The sequence below is a fragment of the Neoroseomonas rubea genome, from assembly GCF_016106015.1.
Taxonomy (GTDB): domain Bacteria; phylum Pseudomonadota; class Alphaproteobacteria; order Acetobacterales; family Acetobacteraceae; genus Neoroseomonas; species Neoroseomonas rubea.
This window is the reverse complement of sequence record NZ_JACADQ010000017.1, coordinates 13,949-32,186: the sequence shown is the minus strand read 5'-3', so window position 1 is coordinate 32,186 and position 18,238 is coordinate 13,949. Positions and strand designations below refer to the sequence as shown.

At 70.7% G+C, this 18,238-nt stretch carries 20 protein-coding genes and 1 pseudogene; 12 read left to right on the top strand and 9 right to left on the bottom strand.

Annotated elements, in window-relative coordinates:
* The 4 genes and pseudogenes from HW577_RS03950 to tsaE all read right to left on the bottom strand — a co-directional run.
* Positions 1 to 813, bottom strand: a pseudogene (locus tag HW577_RS03950) (double-strand break repair protein AddB); the annotation flags it as partial.
* Between the two features lie 14 nt (positions 814 to 827).
* Positions 828 to 1,556: a nucleotidyltransferase family protein gene (locus tag HW577_RS03945; protein ID WP_198374764.1), complete on the bottom strand. Its 729-nt coding sequence runs from the start codon at positions 1,554 to 1,556 to the stop codon at positions 828 to 830.
* The gene (locus tag HW577_RS03940) at positions 1,553 to 2,542 is read right to left on the bottom strand and encodes an aminoglycoside phosphotransferase family protein (protein WP_198374763.1); all 990 of its coding nucleotides are present in this window, start codon (positions 2,540 to 2,542) and stop codon (positions 1,553 to 1,555) included. Before HW577_RS03940 ends, HW577_RS03945 begins: the two co-directional genes overlap by 4 nt.
* Positions 2,539 to 2,997 carry a tRNA (adenosine(37)-N6)-threonylcarbamoyltransferase complex ATPase subunit type 1 TsaE gene (tsaE, locus tag HW577_RS03935; protein WP_198374762.1) on the bottom strand — a complete coding sequence of 153 codons (459 nt, stop codon included), beginning with the start codon at positions 2,995 to 2,997 and terminating at the stop codon, positions 2,539 to 2,541. Before tsaE ends, HW577_RS03940 begins: the two co-directional genes overlap by 4 nt.
* 82 nt (positions 2,998 to 3,079) lie before the next feature.
* On the opposite strand from tsaE, the gene HW577_RS03930 reads away from it, so the two are divergent.
* Positions 3,080 to 4,096: an NAD(P)/FAD-dependent oxidoreductase gene (locus HW577_RS03930; RefSeq protein ID WP_198374761.1), complete on the top strand. Its 1,017-nt coding sequence runs from the start codon at positions 3,080 to 3,082 to the stop codon at positions 4,094 to 4,096.
* Between the two features lie 155 nt (positions 4,097 to 4,251).
* Here HW577_RS03930 and HW577_RS03925 read toward each other — a convergent pair whose 3' ends face one another.
* From HW577_RS03925 to HW577_RS03910, 4 genes are all read right to left on the bottom strand, one after another.
* Positions 4,252 to 5,973, bottom strand: coding sequence for a sensor histidine kinase (locus tag HW577_RS03925; RefSeq protein WP_198374760.1), 1,722 nt, complete (start codon positions 5,971 to 5,973; stop codon positions 4,252 to 4,254).
* Positions 5,970 to 6,176, bottom strand: coding sequence for a NepR family anti-sigma factor (locus tag HW577_RS03920; RefSeq protein ID WP_198374766.1), 207 nt, complete (start codon positions 6,174 to 6,176; stop codon positions 5,970 to 5,972). The genes HW577_RS03925 and HW577_RS03920 overlap by 4 nt, the downstream gene beginning before the upstream one ends.
* Positions 6,177 to 6,182: 6 nt before the next feature.
* A complete protein-coding gene (locus HW577_RS03915; RefSeq protein ID WP_198374759.1) occupies positions 6,183 to 6,830 on the bottom strand; it encodes a sigma-70 family RNA polymerase sigma factor in 648 nt (215 codons plus the stop codon).
* Positions 6,831 to 6,970: 140 nt separating this feature from the next.
* The gene (locus HW577_RS03910; RefSeq protein ID WP_198374758.1) at positions 6,971 to 7,462 is read right to left on the bottom strand and encodes a sigma-70 family RNA polymerase sigma factor; all 492 of its coding nucleotides are present in this window, start codon (positions 7,460 to 7,462) and stop codon (positions 6,971 to 6,973) included.
* Positions 7,463 to 7,528: 66 nt separating this feature from the next.
* On the opposite strand from HW577_RS03910, the gene HW577_RS03905 reads away from it, so the two are divergent.
* From HW577_RS03905 to HW577_RS03855, 11 genes are all read left to right on the top strand, one after another.
* Positions 7,529 to 8,248: a PhyR family response regulator anti-anti-sigma factor gene (locus HW577_RS03905; RefSeq protein ID WP_198374757.1), complete on the top strand. Its 720-nt coding sequence runs from the start codon at positions 7,529 to 7,531 to the stop codon at positions 8,246 to 8,248.
* A 78-nt stretch (positions 8,249 to 8,326) separates the two neighbouring features.
* Positions 8,327 to 8,530, top strand: a complete 204-nt coding sequence (locus HW577_RS03900; protein WP_198374756.1) for a CsbD family protein — start codon at positions 8,327 to 8,329, stop codon at positions 8,528 to 8,530.
* 102 nt (positions 8,531 to 8,632) lie between these two features.
* On the top strand, positions 8,633 to 8,797 hold the full coding sequence (locus HW577_RS03895; protein WP_198374755.1) for a DUF1328 domain-containing protein: 165 nt from the start codon (positions 8,633 to 8,635) through the stop codon (positions 8,795 to 8,797).
* Between the two features lie 150 nt (positions 8,798 to 8,947).
* Complete coding sequence (locus tag HW577_RS03890) at positions 8,948 to 9,592, top strand: PRC-barrel domain-containing protein (protein ID WP_198374754.1); 645 nt, start codon at positions 8,948 to 8,950, stop codon at positions 9,590 to 9,592.
* Positions 9,593 to 9,897: 305 nt separating this feature from the next.
* Positions 9,898 to 10,179 carry a hypothetical protein gene (locus tag HW577_RS03885; protein ID WP_198374753.1) on the top strand — a complete coding sequence of 94 codons (282 nt, stop codon included), beginning with the start codon at positions 9,898 to 9,900 and terminating at the stop codon, positions 10,177 to 10,179.
* A gap of 132 nt (positions 10,180 to 10,311) precedes the next feature.
* Positions 10,312 to 10,761 carry a Rap1a/Tai family immunity protein gene (locus HW577_RS03880; RefSeq protein WP_198374752.1) on the top strand — a complete coding sequence of 150 codons (450 nt, stop codon included), beginning with the start codon at positions 10,312 to 10,314 and terminating at the stop codon, positions 10,759 to 10,761.
* A gap of 16 nt (positions 10,762 to 10,777) precedes the next feature.
* Positions 10,778 to 11,017 (top strand): glycine zipper domain-containing protein, encoded by a 240-nt coding sequence (locus HW577_RS03875; RefSeq protein ID WP_198374751.1) that lies wholly within the window; start codon positions 10,778 to 10,780, stop codon positions 11,015 to 11,017.
* A gap of 129 nt (positions 11,018 to 11,146) precedes the next feature.
* Positions 11,147 to 11,311 carry a DUF3309 family protein gene (locus tag HW577_RS03870; protein WP_198374750.1) on the top strand — a complete coding sequence of 55 codons (165 nt, stop codon included), beginning with the start codon at positions 11,147 to 11,149 and terminating at the stop codon, positions 11,309 to 11,311.
* Between the two features lie 104 nt (positions 11,312 to 11,415).
* On the top strand, positions 11,416 to 11,559 hold the full coding sequence (locus tag HW577_RS03865) for a hypothetical protein (RefSeq protein WP_198374749.1): 144 nt from the start codon (positions 11,416 to 11,418) through the stop codon (positions 11,557 to 11,559).
* A 55-nt stretch (positions 11,560 to 11,614) separates the two neighbouring features.
* The gene (locus tag HW577_RS03860) at positions 11,615 to 12,316 is read left to right on the top strand and encodes a VIT1/CCC1 transporter family protein (protein ID WP_198374748.1); all 702 of its coding nucleotides are present in this window, start codon (positions 11,615 to 11,617) and stop codon (positions 12,314 to 12,316) included.
* Between the two features lie 102 nt (positions 12,317 to 12,418).
* Complete coding sequence (locus HW577_RS03855; RefSeq protein ID WP_198374747.1) at positions 12,419 to 14,236, top strand: ABC transporter ATP-binding protein/permease; 1,818 nt, start codon at positions 12,419 to 12,421, stop codon at positions 14,234 to 14,236.
* A gap of 13 nt (positions 14,237 to 14,249) precedes the next feature.
* On the opposite strand, the gene HW577_RS03850 is transcribed toward HW577_RS03855, so the two are convergent.
* Entirely contained in the window at positions 14,250 to 17,963 is a 3,714-nt protein-coding gene (locus tag HW577_RS03850) for a chemotaxis protein CheB (protein ID WP_198374746.1), read from the bottom strand.
* Positions 17,964 to 18,238: the final 275 nt, after the last annotated feature.

Sequence of the window (18,238 nt, the reverse complement as noted above, 5' to 3'; positions counted from 1 at the left end):
GGCGCGGATCGCATCCCACAGCGGCGCGGCCATCGGCTCCGGCAGGCCCTGCAGCACGACAGCGCCGGCGGGTGCCGCGGCCAGCACGCCGAGCAGCGCGGCGGCGGCCGGGATGGTGCCGCCCGCGCCGATGCCCGCGGCAATGGTTGGCTCTGCGGGGGGCTGTTCCCGCCAGACCGCCGCCTGGAGCACCAGCGCCTTGACGCGCCGCAGGCCGATGTCGAGCAGGCCGCGATCCTCGAGCCAATCGGCCCAGTCGATCGCCGCGCCGCGCAGGACGGCGGTGGTGATGCGCCAATGCGTCGCGTGCCGGTCCGGCACTAGCCCATCAAGCCGCGCGAGCCAGCCTTCGGCGAAGGCGCGTGGTCCGGCCTCGGCCACCAGAGCGAGGTCCGCTTCCTCGAGCGCCACCTCGTCGAACAGCCGCGCGAGTTCGCCGGCGAGCAGCCAGGATTGCTCCGGCGTGGCGGGACCGCCGGCGCGGGAGGGGATGCGCGCGGCCATGGCGGCGAGCACCGCCTGCCGGGTGAGCGGATCAACCGCCGGCGGCAGGTCGAGAAGGTCGGGCAAAGCCAGTTCGTCCGCTTCCTCGGTCGAGAGCCCCGCGAGCGCGCGCATCCGCGGCAGCAGCAGCGCGCGGCCGCCGGCGGCGGTGAGGAAGGCTTCCCGCAGGCCACGCGCGGCGCGACGCGTCGGCAGCAGGATCGTGGCGCGGGCAAGGGCCGCCGGATCGTCCGCCGGCATCCGCGCGAGCAGGCCGGCGGCGAGCGTTTCCAGGAAGGGCGCGTGCGGCGGGATGGCGTGCAGGGTCATCCGCACCGCGCCCTTCAGAACAGCGCCCGCGTCAGGCCCGCGCGCAGCGTGTCCTCCGCGTTGCGCAGATCCTCGGGCGTGGAGAGGTGGAACCACACGCCGTCATGCACCACGCCATACAGCCGCCCGGCCGCGATCGCGCGGTCGTACAGGCGGTTGAGGCTGAAGGCGCCGGACGGCGCGCCCTCGAACAATGCGGGATTGAGGATCTGCACGCCCGCATAGAGGTAGGGCGCGATCTCCCGTTCCTTCGGCCGACGCATGCGGCCCACCGGGTCGAGCAGGAAATCGCCCTTGCCGACCACGCCTTCCACCTGCGTGGTGCGCACCATCAGCAGCAGCGCGTCCATCTCCGCCGCGTCGAAGGCGGCGGCGAGGCGCGCGAGCGCGGGCGTCGGGCCGTCGAGCCAGAAGGCGTCGCCGTTCACCACGGCGAAGGGTGCGCCGCCGAGCGCGGGCAGCGCGCGCGCGACGCCGCCGCCGGTCTCGAGCAGCGTCTCCTCCGACTGGAGGTGGATGCGCGGATGGTCGCGCCCTGCCATGGCGGCTTCGATCTGCGCCCCGCGCCAATGCGCGTTCACCACCGCATCCGCCACGCCGGCGGCGGCGAGCCTGTCCAGCGCATGGTCGAGCAGCGAGCGGCCATCCAGTTCCAGCAGCGGCTTCGGCCGGTCGTCGGTCAGCGGCCGCATGCGGGTGCCGAGGCCGGCGGCCAGCACCATGGCGTGGGTCAGGGCGATCATGCGGCCTCCGTCGCGGCGGCGGGTGTGGTGCGGCGCGCGGGCGGCACATGGACGTCGAGGACATCGCGCAGCGGCTTCGTCGCCGGATGCGCCAGCGCGGCATCGAGCAGCCGCCAGCAGCGCGGGCCGTGCACGAGGTAGCGCGGCTTGCCGTCGCGCCGGTCGAGCCGCACCCAGAGTGCCGCGACCCGCAGATGCCGCTGCGCCGCGCAGGCGGCCATGGCGGCCGCGAATTGTTCACGGTCCACGTCGCCGCGCGCGTCGAGGTAGCGCGCAATCGCGGCGGCGCGGATTTCGGCCGCGACGTCCCGCCGCGCATCCTCGACCAGCGAGACAAGGTCATAGGCAGGATGGCCGATGGCGGCGTCCTGGAAGTCGATGATGCCGGTGCGGCGCGGACCGTCGCGACCTTCCAGCCGCAGCAGGTTGGCCGGGAAATAGTCGCGATGGACGAAGCCGCCTTCGCGCTCGAAAGGCGCGAGCATGGCGCGGATCGCACCGTCGAAGGCCGCGCGCGTGGCGGCATCGGCGGGCGCGCCCATCGCGGCCGGCCACCACCAGTCGAGGAAGGTCGCCGCCGTCGCCCGCGCCATGGTCGCGCCATCCCAGGCCGGCAGGAAGGCGGGCGGGGCATGGGCGTGCAGCGCGGCGAGCGCCTCAGCGGCTTCCAGATACAGCGTCCGAGGGTCGGCGCCGGCATCGAGCAGCGCCGCATGCGTCGCGTCGGAAAAATCCTCGATCAGCAGGAAGCCGTTGTCGGGGTCCTGCGCGAGGATGGACGGCGCGGAGAGCCCGATGCCGGCGATGTGGCCCGCGACGGCGAGGAAGGGGCGCACATCCTCGGGCGGCGGCGCATCCATCAGCAGCGCCGGCGCCGGCCCGCCGACCAGCCGCGCATAGCGGCGATGCGACGCATCCGAGGGCAGCGGCAGCAGGCGCGCGGCGCCGAAGCCGGCGGCGCGGAGGAAGTCGCCGGCGTCCCTCATGCGGCGAGCGCCCCAAGCCGCGCATCCCAGCCCGCCAGCGTCGCGCGGCGCCCATCCTCCGCATCGCGCTGCGCCAGCGTCACGCGCAGCGCTTCGGGCGGTTCCAGCTCACCCAGCCTGTCCGGCCATTCCACCAGAACGATCCCTTCCCGCGCTTCGTCCCAGCCGAGTTCGACGAGCCCCGCGGGCCCGTCCAGGCGATAGAGGTCGAAATGATGCGCCGCACAGGCTGGCAGATCGTAGGACTGCACCAAGGTGAAGGTGGGGCTGGGGACTTCCAGCGCCGGATCGCCGGACGCTGCGCGCAGCACGGCGCGGGCAAATTCGCTTTTCCCCGCGCCGAGCGGGCCTTCCAGCAGCACGGCATCGCCCGGCCGCAGCAGCGCGGCAAGGCGCGCGGCCAGGGCATGGGTGGCGGCAAGGTCCGGCAGGTCGATGGTCACGGTCCGGGGCATCGAGGGGCAGGCCGGGGAGCACCCGGCTAGGATCGGCGGCCCGACCCGTCTATCACGCGGGCCGGGATTCGGGGGAGTGGCCATGGCCGCGCAGGTCGAAACGGATGTCGCGATCATCGGCGCGGGGCCGGTCGGGCTCTTCGCCGTGTTCGAATGCGGCATGCTGCGCATGAAATGCGTCGTGATCGACGCGCTCGACGCCGTGGGCGGCCAGTGCAGCGCGCTCTATCCGGAAAAGCCGATCTACGACATCCCGGCCCATCCCGCGATCGCGGGGGGCGAGTTGGTCGCGGCACTCGAGAAGCAGGCCGAGCCCTTCGGCGCGACCTACCTGCTCGGCCGGCGCGTCGAGGGCCTGGCCAAGGATGGCGCGGCGATCCTGCTGACCACCAGCGCGGGGGACAGGGTGCGCTGCAAGGCCGTGATCATCGCGGCCGGCGCGGGCGCCTTCGGGCCGAACCGGCCGCCGCTCGACGGCCTGCCGGGCTACGAGGCCTCCGGCGCCGTGCGCTACCTGGTGACGCGGCGGGAAGACTTCCGCGGCAAGCGCGTGGTGATCGCCGGCGGCGGGGATTCGGCGGTGGACTGGGCGCTGTCGCTGAAGGACATCGCGGCAAAGGTGACGGTGGTGCACCGACGGCCGAAATTCCGCGCCGCGCCGGAAAGTGCCGCGCAGCTGGACGCCGCCGCGCAGCGGGGGGAGATCGAGCTCGCCATCCCCTACCAGCTGCACGGGCTGCAGGGCGACGGATCGACGCTGGACTCCGTCGTGCTCGCCACGCTGAAGGGGGAGGAGATGGCGGTGCCGGCCGACCATCTGCTCGCCTTCTTCGGCCTGTCGATGGACCTTGGCCCGATCGCCGAATGGGGGCTGGGGCTGGAGCGCAGCCACATCGCCGTCGAACCTTCGACCTGTGCGACGAACATCGACGGCGTGCATGCGATCGGCGACATCGCGACCTATCCGGGAAAGCTCAAGCTGATCCTGCAGGGGTTCTCGGAAGCCGCGATGGCGGCGCATGCGATCCACCCCCGGGTGTTCCCGGGGGAGGCGCTGCATTTCGAGTACTCGACAAGCAAGGGCGTGCCGGCGGGGTGAAATAGCGGGGAGGAGGAACCGTCTCCCCGACCTCCCCGTCCCGTCGACCCGGCGAGCATGGCGGAAAGTCATGAGCTGCCGAGGGCCCCGCCGGGCGCGGGCGCAGTTCGATCCGATGGCGACGCCCGCGATCCCCCGCCCGCTGCAGGGCCGGATCAGGCATCCTGCGCGGGAACGCAGGGCGCGCGTCGCAGGGGGAAGGTCACGCCGATCCTCGTCCCGCCATCGCCCGTGATCACGGCCGTTCCGCCAAGATGCGACGCGAAGGCCCGGATCAGGTTCAGTCCAAGCGCGTCCGCGCGATCGACATCCGTCGGCAGGCCGATGCCGTCATCGGCGACGGTGAGCTCCGCGTTCTCGCCGTGACGTCGCAGCGACACCCGGATGGTGCCGGATGCTCCGTCCGGAAAGGCGTGCTGGATCGCGTTGCTGACCGCCTCCGTGATCAGGAGCGTGAGCGAGTCGGCATGGTCGGCATCCAGTTCGATGTCCTCGACCTCGACCACCATCGTCACCTTCCCGCAGCGTGAGACGCCGGCATGCTCGCTGAGCTGATGGCACAGCTCCTCGACGAACGGCTGCAGCCTGATCCGTTCCGCCTGCGACGCACGCGACAGGTGGCGATAGAGGGTCGCGAGGGCGCGGACCCGGTGCCGTGTGAGCGCCAGTTCGGCCTTCACCTCGGCCTGCCGCGAGTTGTCCGCCTGCATGCTGAGCAGCGAGGCGACGATCTGGAGGTTGTTATGGACGCGGTGGTGCATTTCCTCGATCGCGAGGTCGCGCTGCTTCAGCGCGGCCCGCAGCGCATCCTCGCGCTGGGCGATCGCCCCGCTGGCGGCCAGCAGCGCGGTGTCGAGGTCCTTCATCTCCGACGGGTCGTGGCTGCCGCTGATGGCGGCATAGGGCTCGCGTGGCGACCAGCCACGCAGCGCGCCCGCGAGGCGCCGCAGGGGCCGAGCGACGCTGAGTTCCACGCCAAGCATGACCGCCGTGAGGCAGGCCAGCACGAAGGCGGCGATCTCGACCAGCCGCCATTGCAGCGCCGCGCGCGCCGCGCTTCGCGCGCCGTCCATCGGCACGCCGATCATCAGGCGCAGGCCGGGCCGAACGGTTCCGATCGACCATGCGTGGGTTGCGCCGGACCGCGCAGCGCCCTCGAACTGCTCGACGCGACCGACCGGCGGCACAGCACGGGGCAGCTCCGCCTCGGCCGCCGCGGTCAGGGCGAGGGTCGCGCCGTTGCGGTCGATGAGCCAGGCGTGGTGGTCGTCGGCACGCGGCGGCGATGTGTCGATCGGGACGACGTGGACAAGCCTGATGGCGGCACCGATCGCCGCGCGCGGCGTGCCGTCGTCGGCCAGGATGGGCATGACCGCCGGGACAACGGCATCGCCCGGGGCGGTATCCGCCGCGAAGCTAGCCAGCGTGAGCCGGCCTTCGACATGCAGGGGCAGCAGGTTGGCGCCAAGGGGCCCGCGCTGCGCCGCCGGCAATGCGCTGCAGCGCAGCCGCCCGTCGGGATCGAGCATCCACACATCTGCGATCCGCCGCGGGAACAGTGCCTGAGCGGCGCGCAGCGCGGCAGCGCACGCCTCCGGCGGAAGGTCCGCAACGTCCGCGGTGAGGGAGACCAGCATCTCCTCGATCAGGTCGAACTCGGCGCGATAGTATGCGACGGCCTGTTCCTGTAACGCCTGCACCACCCGCCTCGCCGCCGCGAGGTCCTGCCCGTGGTCGTGCCAAGCCTGCGCGCAGGCGATGCCGATGACGGGCACCATCGCCGCGCCCACCAGGATCAGCAGCCGGGCACGGACACCCGTCAACAGGCGACGAAGGCCAGGCGGTCGGGCGGCCTCGATCGGGCCGCCATGCGTCATTTCCGCCGGTCCGCTTCAATGAGGCGGATCAACTCCTCCGGGATGGGTTCCTGCGCCACCTCGTCGAACATGGCGTGCAGCCCGCGGCGCAGCCAGACATCGAAGGCCGCGTCCGGCGTGCCCTTCCTGCGCTTGCGGTCGCGGGCGTCGGCGTCCGGCATCTTGGCCTCGGGTTTCTGCTCGGGGTCGTCGCTCTCTGCCATGACGTCCTACGTGGCCGAGGGCCTCGAACCGCCCGCGCCTCGCATGAGCCTACCCGTCGTCGTCGGCCCCGCACCAGCCGCAACCGCCGAATCCTTGCCGCGCGGCTGGTCGTCGGCCCCGAGCAGCCAGGTCTCGAGCTGCCGCCGCGCGCGGAACACGCGGCATTTCGCCGTGCCGACGGGGCAGCCCAGCGCGTCCGCCACCTCCTGGTAGCTCAGGCCCTGGACCGAGACCATGATCAGCGCGGCACGCTGGTCGGGCGGCAGGCGTCCAAGGTGCCTGCGCAGTTCCTTGAGGGCGAGATTGCCCTCCTGGCGGGGCAGGCTCGCGAGTGAAGCGGCGGGCGCGTCGTCGAGCTCGACCGTCTCCCGGGCCCGCCTGCGATCCGACAGGAAGCGGTTGCGCAGGATACGGTAGAGCCACGCGCCGAGATTCGTGCCGGGGATGAAGTTCGCCTTCGCGGCCAGCGCGTTGGTGACCGCCGCCTGCACGAGGTCGTCGGCATCGGCGCGGTTGCGCGTCAGCGCCAGCGCCTGGACCCGCAGCCGCGGCAGCAGCGCGACGAGAGCGTCGCCGAAGGACGCGTGCGGCTCCGCCTCGGCGGCGTGGACATTCCCATGGTCGGGTGCGCGGGCGGCATCATCGAGTGGCATGCGGACCGAACGCATGAGGGCAGGAAATGGTTGCATGGGGCATATCGGATGCCGCACGTGGAACGACCTGCAACCGATGAGAGGCTCCGCGCATTCACGTCCCGATGCAGCCACCACCGATCCGCGACCTGGGGCGTCGTTCAGCCCCTATCGCCGAAACGTTGCGCGAGCGCCGCCCTCGCGCGGGAGACGCGCGCCTTCACGGTGCCCGCGGGTACGCCACAGATCCCGGCCGCCTCCTCGATCGAGAAGCCGAGGGCGGCGACGAGCACCAGCGCTTCGCGCTGGACGACGGACAGGCGATCGAGCGCGCGATCGAGTTCGTGCAACTCGGCCGCGGCCAGCTGCGCCGGCGCCGCGGAGGCGCCGCGGTCAAGGCGTTCCAGCGCGCGGCGTTCAGCGCCCCCCCGGCGCACCTGCCCCAGGAAGCCGTTGCGCAGGATGCGGAAGACCCAGGCGCGCAGGTCGGTGCCCGGTTCCCATTGCGCCTCCTCCGTCATCGCCCGCAGGATGGCGTCCTGCACCAGATCGTCGGCGCGCCCCGGATCCCTGGCCAGGAACCGCGCGAAGGCGCGCAGCTGCGGCAGCAGTGCGGCAAGGCCCTTCCGGAAGTCGGACAGCGCGCCCGTCATGCGAAACGCCGGCACATCGGCTTCATCCGGCGAAACATTAGCAGAAGAGCATAGGGGGACGACACGGTGACCGACCATGCCGATTCGGATCTGCTGCACGCGCTGCCCTACGCAAGACGGTACGCACGCGCACTGACGGGCTCGCAGGCGGATGGCGACAGGCTGGTCGCGGACGTGCTGCGCGCCGGACTGCCGGACATGGCGCCGCGCCTCGCGCTCTACGCGGCGATCACGCACGCCGCGCCTGCACCGCGGGATTCGTCGCTCCTCACGCCACGGCAGCGGCAGCTGCTGCTGCTGACGTCGCTCGAGGATCTTCGCCTCAACGAAGCGGCCGCGGTCGTCGGCCTCGGCGCGGAGGAGGCCGGGTTCGAGATCGAGGTTGCGCGGTCCGCGCTGCGCGCCGCCTCGGTCACCGACGTCGTCGTCATCGAGGACGAGCCCGTGATCGCGATGGACATCCGGCGCCTGGTCGAGGCGTGCGGCCATCGCGTCGTCGGCGTGGCGGCGACGGAGGCAGCCGCCGTGGCTCTTTCGGAACAGCATCATCCCGGCCTGATCGTCGCCGACATCAATCTCGGACGCGGCGGCGACGGCATCTCCGCCGTCGCGCGCATCGCGCGGACGATGCCCGTGCCGGTCATCTTCGTAACTGCCTACCCCGAGCGCCTGCTGACGGCCGAACGCCCGGAACCGGCCTTCCTCATCACCAAGCCCTTCGATCCGATGGCGCTCGCCGTCGCAACCTACCAGGCCATAACGGCAGGCCGGCCGCCGATCGCTTGACGGACGGCAACCCCCAGGCGCGCCGCGCGTTTCTCCACTGCCGCCCCATGGGCGCGCAATCGGCACAAGGAGATAGCGATGAACTGGGACCAGATCGCCGGCAACTGGAAGCAGATGAACGGAAAGGTCCGCGAGAAGTGGGGCAAGCTGACCGATGACGACCTTGCTGTCGTCGAAGGCAAGCGTGACCAGCTCATCGGCCGCATCCAGGAGCGCTACGGCGTCGCCAAGGAGCTTGCGGAGGATCAGGTGAAGGCCTGGGAGAAGGGCCTTTCTTCCTGACCTGAAGACGCCGCCGGGCCACGCCCCGGCGGCGCCTCGCGATCCTGGCAGCCATCCACCGCCGGGCGTTCCCGTCACGTGGCGCAGCGCGAGGAGGGCACCATGCTCTACTGGACCTTGATCTTCCTGGTCGTCGCACTCGTCGCGGGCGTACTCGGCTTCGGCGGCATCGCATCGACCGCGAGCGGCGTCGCGAAGATCCTGTTCGCGGTGTTCCTCGTCCTCTTCATCATTTCGCTGGTTGCCGGTCGCGGTTGGATGAGTTGATCCCGCCATCGCGCTGACCGGCCGCGCCGGCCCCGCCAACGCCCTCGCGGCGGGGCCGGCGCAACTCCCCGACCTGCGCGGCGTTGTCGCGAACGGCACTGCAGGTTCTCCAGTGCGCTTCCCCCCGCAACGCACAAGAAGGAATCGACCATGAACTCGCTTCATGATTTCCGACTTCCCATGATCCCGATGACGCTCGCGGCCGGCCTGATCGTCGTGCCGATGCTCGCGCTCGCGCAGACGAGCCCGACGCCGACGAGCCCGCCCGCCGCCAGCAGTCCCGCTGCGACGCGTCCGGCGCTCGTTCCGCTCTTCACCGCGACGGCCGGCACCACGGTCATGCTGCGCCCTCGGCTGAGCCAGCTGATCGGCAGCACGATCTACAATGAGCGCGAGGAGAAGATCGGCGAGGTGGAAGACATTCTGCTGTTCCCCTCCGCCAGCGCCCCGACGACGCGGGTGGCGGTAACGCCGGCGCCGATGCCGGCGCCGAGCGCATCCCAGGGTGCCGCGGCACCGACGGCTGCGACGCCCGCGACCCCGCCGACACCCGCACCCGCACCCGCACCCGCGACGGCCCCGAGCGCAGCGGCACCGGCCATGCCTGCCACCGGCTATCCGCTGGCCGTCGTGCAGGTCGGCGGGTTCCTCGGCATGGGTGGGCGGCTGATCACCGTGCCCCTGGCGGATCTCCGCTGGAACGCCGGCAACGAACACCTTGTGCTGCCCGGCGCGACGAAGGACATCCTGCAGACCCGTCCCGCCTTCCAGTACTCCGAGCTCCAGGCGCGGTGAACCTGGTCGCCAGGTGAAGGGCGGGCGGCGCGGAGACGATCCCGCGCCGCCCGTCGCCATGGCGCGTCGCCCGCCACGAGCATGTGTCCGGGCGGAACGAAGAAATTCGACGACAACCTGAAACCAGGCGGGATTGCCGGCGTTTCAACGCGGCAGGCATCGCGCGGCACCGACTTCGGATGGCGCCTCCGACGCCAGGCAGAAGGAATTCACCGATGCAGGTCGGAGCCGTGGCGTGGTGTCGGGTGTCGCCCAGCGCGGGCGATCGCGAGCGGCGAGGGGCAAGGCCCGTCCTATCACCAAGGATGATCGTCAAGCGCGCGACGCGCCTCGCGATCCTGGTCCTGGCCGGCGTCGGGCTCTCGGCCTGCGTCGGGGTGCGCGACGGATACTACCAGCAGCAGCCCTACGGCGCCTACAGCGGCGATGCGCGCTTCACCGCGCCCTACGCCTATCCCCAGGGCTCCACGCCCTACCTCTACAACCAGTCGCAATCGTCGTGGCAGCGCGGCTACCGGTACCCGGACCAGGGCAACTACCGCAATCGGTACAACCGGCCCGGCCACGACAATCGTCGGAATTTCTGACCGGGACGGCGCCAGCGCGTGTGGATGGCTGGCCGCAGCAGACGCCATCCGTCGATGGCACGCCACCAAGGCCGCAACGCGGGACGGGGCTGAGCCAGGCTTGCGATCCCCGCACAACTGGAGGAGATCATCATGCGAGCAGTGACTGCACTTGCACTGGCTGTCGCGCTGTCAGGCACAGCCGCCCTGGCGCCACGCGCCATGGCCCAGGGCACGCCGGCGCCGGGGACTCCGGCCATCGTCACCCAGGCGCAGACGGCTAATGACCTTGCGGCCATCTGCGATCCCACCTGGAGCGGCGTGCCACGGCTCGAGGCCATCGCCTACTGTCAGGGCTTCCTCACCAGCTTCGGGCAGTACCACACGCTGCTCTATCCGCGGGGCGGACCGGCCAGGCCGCTCTTCTGCGTGCCGGTGCCGGGCCCGACGGTCGCGCAGTCCGGCGTCGCCTTCGCCGCCTGGACCCGGGAGAACCCGCGCTACGGCAACGAGCCGGCGCTCGATGGTCTCCTGCGCTGGGCGCAGGCGAACTTCCCCTGCCCGGCGGGCGCGCCCGCCCGCAACCCGCGCAGCACGCGCTGAGATACGGGAGACGACCATGCGCTCGACGCGACTTGCTCTCATGCTCCTGGCCGGCCTTGGCTTGTCCGCCTGCGCCGAGATGACGCCAACGCAGCGGAATGTCGGCATCGGCGCCCTGGGTGGCGCCGCCCTCGGCGGCATCGCCGGATCCTTCAGCGGCAATGCCGGGATGGGCGCGCTGCTCGGCGCCGGCGTCGGCGGCGTCGGCGGCTACCTCTACGACCAGTCGCAGCGGTCGCGGCAGTCCTACTACTGACGAACGCCCCCGCGCCGCGACCGCGGCGCGGCGACGAATCAGCTGCCGGGGCGGCCGCAGCGCAGGCTGGCAGGCTGGCCCGGCCGAAAAGCGAACGCCGGCACGAACGTGCATCAAGGAGAAGACCTCATGTCGCTTGGAATGATCCTGCTCATCATCCTCGTCATCGCGCTGCTCGGCGGCTTCACCGGCGTCGTCGGCGGCTACGGCTACGGCTTCGGCCATGGCGGCGTCGGCGTGCTGGGAACGGTCCTGGTCGTCGTCCTGATCCTGGTGCTGATGGGGCGGCTCTGACGACGCGAAGGCGGGCGCCGCGCGCGGACCATCCACCGGACGAACAACGGGCTGCACGGACACAGCACGCGTCCGCGCCCCAAAGCTGAAGGCGGCAAGAGACGATGAATCGCAACATGCTCATCATCGCGATCGGTGTGCTCGGGATCGGCGCGGGAGTCCTCGGCTACTGGTTCTACCAGGAGCGGCACCGCTCGGGCGTCGACATCACCATCGGCGGCCGCGGCGTCTCGATCCAGGAGAGATAGCGGCGCTCCGCGGCGCCCACAGGCCGCCGCAGGAACGTCGAGGAAGGTCCAGCGCATGAGCCGACTTCGCGTGCATCCGGAACGGCACCTCGTGGACCGGATCGGCTGGCTGCGGGCGGCCGTTCTCGGCGCCAATGACGGCATCGTCTCCACGGCCAGCCTGATCGTCGGCGTGGCGGCGGCCGCCGCAGCGCGGAGCGACGTGCTGATCGCCGGTGTCGCGGGCCTGGTCGCCGGCGCCATGTCCATGGCAGCCGGGGAATACGTCTCGGTCAGTTCGCAGTCCGACACCGAGCAGGCCGATCTCGCGCGCGAGCGTCGGGAACTCGGGGCGGGCACGGATGCGGAACTCGACGAACTCTCCGCGATCTACGCGGGGCGCGGCGTCGAGCCGTCCGTGGCGCGGGAGGTCGCCCGGCAATTGATGGCGCATGATGCGCTCGGCGCGCATGCGCGCGACGAACTCGGCATCTCCGAGATGATGACGGCACGGCCGGTCCAGGCGGCGATGACGTCGGCCGCGACCTTCGCGGTCGGCGCGGCCATGCCCCTGTTGATGGTGGTGATGTCGCCGCCCGGTGCGCTGGTTGCCATCGTCTCCGCGGCGTCGTTGGTCTTCCTCGCGCTGCTCGGCGCCGTCGCCGCCTGGGCCGGTGGCGCGGGCGTGCTGCGCGCGACACTGCGCGTCACCTTCTGGGGGGCGTTGGCCATGGCGGTCACCGCGGGCATCGGCATGATGTTCGGCACGATCCTGTGACGGGCCGGCCGCGGCGCGCCGATGCGCGGTTCGCGTCGAAGGCGTTGAAGGCGTTGAAAGGGCGTCTCCCGCGGTCGGCGTGATGCGGAAAGGGGGACGACAATGAGCGGCATTGGCGGACCTAGCCATCCGCAGCAGTTCTTCCGCGACTTCGTGAACCTGTCGGGCCCCTACTGGACGGGCAGGGCGCAGTGGCGGCCGCGCCTGCTCACGCTCTCGCTCGCGGTGCTCGGCATCGTGCAGGTGGCGCTGGCGATCCGCCTCAATATCTGGAGCGCCGACCTGTTCGACGCGCTGGAACGGCGCTCGACCGAGAGCGCCATGGCGCAGATCGGCATCTTCGCGATGATCATCCTTGGGGTCATGTCGGCCAATACGGCGCACATGGTCATTCACCGTCACCTGCAGCTCGACTGGCGGCGATGGCTGACGGCGCGGGTCATCGGCGACTGGATGGCGGATGCAAGGCACTACCAGGCCAACCTGATCCCGGGCGATCACGCCAATCCCGACGGGCGCATCGCCGAGGATATCCGCATCGCGACGGAGGCCGCGATCGATCTCGCCAGCAGCCTGTTCTACTGCGTCCTCCTGCTCATTACCTTCGTCGGCATCCTCTGGTCGCTGTCCGGCTGGATCAGCGTGCTGGGCGTCGGCATGCCCGGGCATCTCGTCGCGCTGGCCTTCGGCTACGCCGGCATGGGCGCGGTCATAGCCTATTTCCTGGGGCGGCCGCTCGTCCGCGCCACCGACACGCGGCAGACCAAGGAAGCAAATTTTCGCTTCGGCCTGATGCGCGCGCATGAGAACGCGGAGCCGATCGCGATCGCGCGCGGCGAGGCGATGGAGCGGGGTCGCCTGTCCTCCACCTTCGAGGCAATCGCGCAATCCTGGCGCGACCAGTCCATGGGGCTCGCGCGCCTCCTCGCCTTCTCCTCCGGCTACGTGGCCCTGGCCGCCGTGCTGCCCATCCTGGTGGGCACGCCGCGGTTCCTCGAAGGCGCGCTGTCCCTAGGCAGGCTGATGCAGTCGGGGCAGGCCTTCCAGCAGGTCACGGCGGCGCTCTCCTGGCCGGTCGACAACCTGGCACGCATCGCGGAATGGCGCGCCTCGGTGGAGCGGGTCCTGCTGCTCGACGAGGCGATCCGCGTCGTCGCTCTGGAGGCGGCACGTGCCGGGGAGACGGCGATCAACCTCGACCGCGCCTCGACCTCCCGGCTCGGCGTCCGGGATCTCTGGGTCGCTGCACCCGACGGGACGGCCATGCTGTCAGGGCTCACGCTCGAAGTGGCGCCGGGCGAGCACGTGCTGGTGGATGGCGATCCGGAGGCGGCGGGCGCGCTGTTCCGCGTGCTCGCCGGAATCTGGCCCTGGGGGCGAGGCCGGGTGGACCTGCCGGCCGATGCGGACATGATCGCCGTCGGCCCGCGGCCCTTCCTGCCGGAGGGCACGCTGCGCCGGGCCATCGCCTTCTCGGAAGGCACGACACGGACCACGGATGCGGACCTCGCGGCGGCGCTCGACAGCGTCGGCCTGGGGCACCTGTCCGACCGCCTGGACGAGGCGTCCGACTGGGCCCGCAACCTGAGCGCGGCGGAGCTGCAATGCTTGTCCTTCGCGCGGCTGCTCCTGCTGCGTCCCGACTGGATCGTGCTCGGCGACGCGACGGATGCGCTCGACCCGCTCACTGCCGACCTCATGCTCGGACTGCTGGTGGAACGGCTGCCGGGTTCCGGCATCGTCCTGGTCGGGCGCCATCCGGGATCGGCGGAGACCTTCAACCGGCGCCTGACGCTGACGCGTGCCGCCGATGGCGAAGTGCTGCTGCAGGAGGTCTATGCGCGGCGCCAGGCGGCGATGGCGCCGCGCGCCCGGCCGCTGCCCGTCGTCGACCTGCTGCGCGAAGGCTACGGGCGCTGACCTTAGCGGCGCCTCATCTGCCGTGGGATGGGCTCTCGTCCTGCGCCGCCAGGAGATCCAGGATGCTGCGCGCGAGACCCTCGAGGCGCACCGGCTTGTGCAGCTGCACCGACCGCGGCAGCTCGATGTCGCGCAGCGTCGCGGTCGAGATGTCGCCGGTCAGGATGATGGCCGGCACCTCGCTGCGCAGCCGCTCGCGCAGCGTCCTGGCGACCTCCACCCCGGTCATTCCGCGCGGCAGGTTGTAGTCGGCGAGGACAAGGTCCGGCCGGATCAAGCCCTGCGCCACCATGTCGAGTGCGATGACGCCATCCGCCGCCGTCATGGCGCGATGGCCCTCATCCTCCAGGAAGATCCTGAGCGCGTCTCGCAGGTCCGGATCATCCTCCACGACCAGGATGGCGCCGCTGCGGCCGGCGGGTTCAACCGGCCTGGCCGGCATCGCGTCGGGTGCGCGATCGGGGGGTGCGACGGGCTTGCCGGACGGCAGGGGCAGGTCGACGGCGAAGACCGAGCCCCTGCCCGGCCAAGACCGGACGGTGATTCGATGGCCCAGGAGCTCCGCCATGCGGCGCGCGATCGACAGGCCGAGCCCGAGGCCCCGGCCGCGCTCGCGCGCCGGATTGCCGAGCTGATGATATTCCTCGAAGACGGCCTGGCGCTCGCTGTCCGGAATACCGATGCCGGTGTCCCAGACCTCGATGCGCAGCTGCCCCCCCTGCCTGCGGCAGCCGAGCAGGACCTTGCCGCGCCGCGTGTATTTCAGCGCGTTCGACAGCAGGTTGCGCAGGATCTGCTCGAGCAGCCGGGGGTCGCTCTCGATGACGAGGCCGCAGGGCACGACGCGGAAGCCGAGCCTCTGCGCCTCCGCATGGTAGGCGAATTCACCCCGGAGGCGGTCCAGCAGGTCGTTGACCGGAAAGCGGACGATCTCGGGGCGGATGGTGCCGGCCTCGATCTGGTTGATGTCGAGCAGCGTTTTGAGCATCCCGGACATGGCACTGAGCGTTTCACCGAGGCGCATGACGAGATCATGCGTCTTGTCGCCCTCCGCGGACTTCGTCAGCAGGCCCTGGAGCAGCGTCAGTGTCTGCAGCGGCTGCCGCAGGTCGTGGCTTGCAGCCGCCAGGAAGCGCGACTTCACGCCGTTGGCGTATTCCGCCTGGCGCTTCGCTTCCTCGAGCCTCTGCGCAGCCAGGCGACGCTCGGTGATGTCGACGAAGGTGATGACGACGCCTTCCACCCCGTCATCCTGGGTGCGGTAGGGCAGGATCCGGCGCGAATACCAGGTCGTCCCGCGCGTCATGATCTCCCGTTCGATCGGCTTGCGTGTCCGCAGGACCTTCCGCGCATCGGCCAGGAGGTCGCTGTCCGAGGCGAGCAGGTTGAGGTCCGAGAGCGGGCGGCCGATATCGCCGGGAATGACGCTGACGAGATCCTTCGTCGCCGGCGTGAAGAACCGGATCCGCAGCTCCGTATCGAGGAAGAGCGTGGCGACGTCGGTGCTGTAGAGGACGTTCTGCAGGTCGTTGGACGTCGTGCGCTGCCGCTCCAGCGTCTCCTGCAACTGGGTGTTGAGCGCCGTCAGCTCCTCGTTCAGCGACTGGAGTTCCTCCTTCGACGTCAGCAATTCCTCATTCGTCGACTGGTACTCCTCGCTCGCGGAGAGCGCCTCCTCGCTGATCGCCTTCTGCTCCTCATTGGCGATCTCGAGGTTGTGGATCGCGCCCTGGAGTTCCGTGCGTGTCGCATCCAGCTCCTGCTCGAGCTCGGCGATGCGGGGGACATCGCGGGGCGCGGCGATTCGGCTCGCCGGCGGGGCGGGGGCCCTCTCCTCCACGAAGCAGATGAGGAGCAGCCTTTCGCCCTCGCTCAGCACCGGCTGGACGTCGATGGAGAAAGACAGGGTCCGGCCATCCAGCCGGATCAGGCCGCCGGGCTGCGAAACCCGACCATTCTCCTGCAGCGCGCGCTGGATCGCCGCGCGAAGTTTGTTCCGCACGCTGCGCGGCGCCATCGCGAGCAGGTCCTGCGTCGGCGCGCCCGGCGGCACGCGGAGGAACCGGTCCGTCGGGCCGAGCGAATAGAGGCATTCCTGCTTCTGATCGACCAGCACCGCCGCGGGCGCGTAGGCGTCCATCACCAGCCGCCGGCACAATTCGCCATAGACGGTGCCGCGCGCGGCGCTCGCGGCCTTGCCCGCCTGCCGGCCGGGACGATCGACACTGCCGGCGCCGAAGATGAGGCCAAGCTCGCCCGGCCGGCTGCGGCCGACATGGCGGTAGATCCGGCCAGGCTTCGAGATCACCTCGAAGCGCCCGGGCGCGCTGCCGATCGTCTCCGCGCCGCCGAGCAGCAGGATGCCGCCAGGACGCAGCGCGAAGTGGAACAGCGCGATCACCTTCGATTGCGCCTCAGGGCTCAGATAGATGAGCAGGTTGCGGCACGACACCATGTCGAGCCGGGAGAAGGGCGCATCGTTCAGCACGTCCTGCACCGTGAAGACCACGCTGGCGCGCAGTTCGGACGAGACGCGGTAGCCCGCACTCTCCTTCGTGAAGAATCGCGCGAGGCGCTCGGGCGTCACATCCGTCTTGATCGACGGCGGATAGAGCCCATCCCGCGCGGCGATGACGGCGTCCGGATCGACATCCGATCCGAAGATCTGCAGCTTGACCTCGCGCCCCTTCGCGGCAATCCGCTCCTGGAACAGCATGGCGAGGGAATACGCTTCCTCGCCGGTGCTGCAGCCGGGAACCCAGATGCGGAGCGGACGGCCGGGCTCCGCTGAGTCCACCAGTTCGGGGATGACGACCTCCGCGAGGAGATCGAAGACCTCCGCGTCCCGGAAGAAGCTTGTCACGTGGATCAGGAGATCCTTGGCCAGCGCCTCGACCTCGACGGGGTCGTGCCGCAGCTTGTCCAGATAGAGATGCATATCCGTCGGCGCGACGGCCGCGGCGGACATGCGCCGTTCGATCCGCCGGCGCAGCGTGCCGGGCTTGTACAGCCGGAAGTCGTGGCTTGTAGTCTCATGGAGGAAGGCGACGATGGCCAGAAGCACGTCCCCGGCAGGCGGTGGCGCGACATTGGCGCCGGACGCAGGGCCCTTGCGCTGGATATACTTCATGAGCGCGTTCGGAATGTCCGCGGCGGGAAGCACGCTATCGACGGCGCCGGTCGTGATCGCGCTGCGCGGCATCCCGTCATAGGCGGCTTCCTCGGGGTCCTGCGCGATCACCAGGCCGCCCTTCTGCTTCACGGCCTTCAGCCCCAGGCTGCCATCCGATCCTGTCCCCGAAAGGACGACGCAGGCGGCCCTCGGTCCCATCTCCTCGGCCAGCGAGTGGAGCAGGAAGTCGAAAGGCAGCCTCGCGCCGTGCCGTGCCGCCGGTTCCGTCAGGTGCAGCGCACCCTTGCCCACGGAAAGATAGGTGCCCGGCGGGATGACATAGAGATGGCCACGCTCGATCGGCATCCCGTCCACGACCTGGCACACGGTGAGTCCGGTGTGCGTCGCGAGCAGATCCACAAGCATGCTTTCGTGGTCCGGATCGAGATGCTGGACGAGGATCAGCGCCATGCCGCTGCCGTCCACGACCGCCTCGATCAGGCGGCGGCACGCATCAAGGCCGCCGGCGGAAGCACCGATACCCACCACGAGGATGTCGTCGCGCAGGCCGGGCGCGGGCTTGCCCGCGGCGACGCGACGACGCGTGCGTGGCATCGGGGTACCGCGCGTGCTGGCCTCCGCCGTCGGGTGCTTCTTCAGATCATCCTCGCAACTCTCCGGGCGTCACGGACTGCCGCGCGCGCCGCGTTGGACCTCGCCCGCACGGGTCCGCATGGTACTGGCCGGAAAAGGACACGCGCAACCATACGCCCGATCCCGAACCCGCGGCGAACGTGCCTTGCCGGAAGCATTCCCGCGATTGTTCCGCCTTCGCATGCCGAATAAGGCTATCGGGAAGATATGCGAAGCGCCGTATACTGATATAGTTC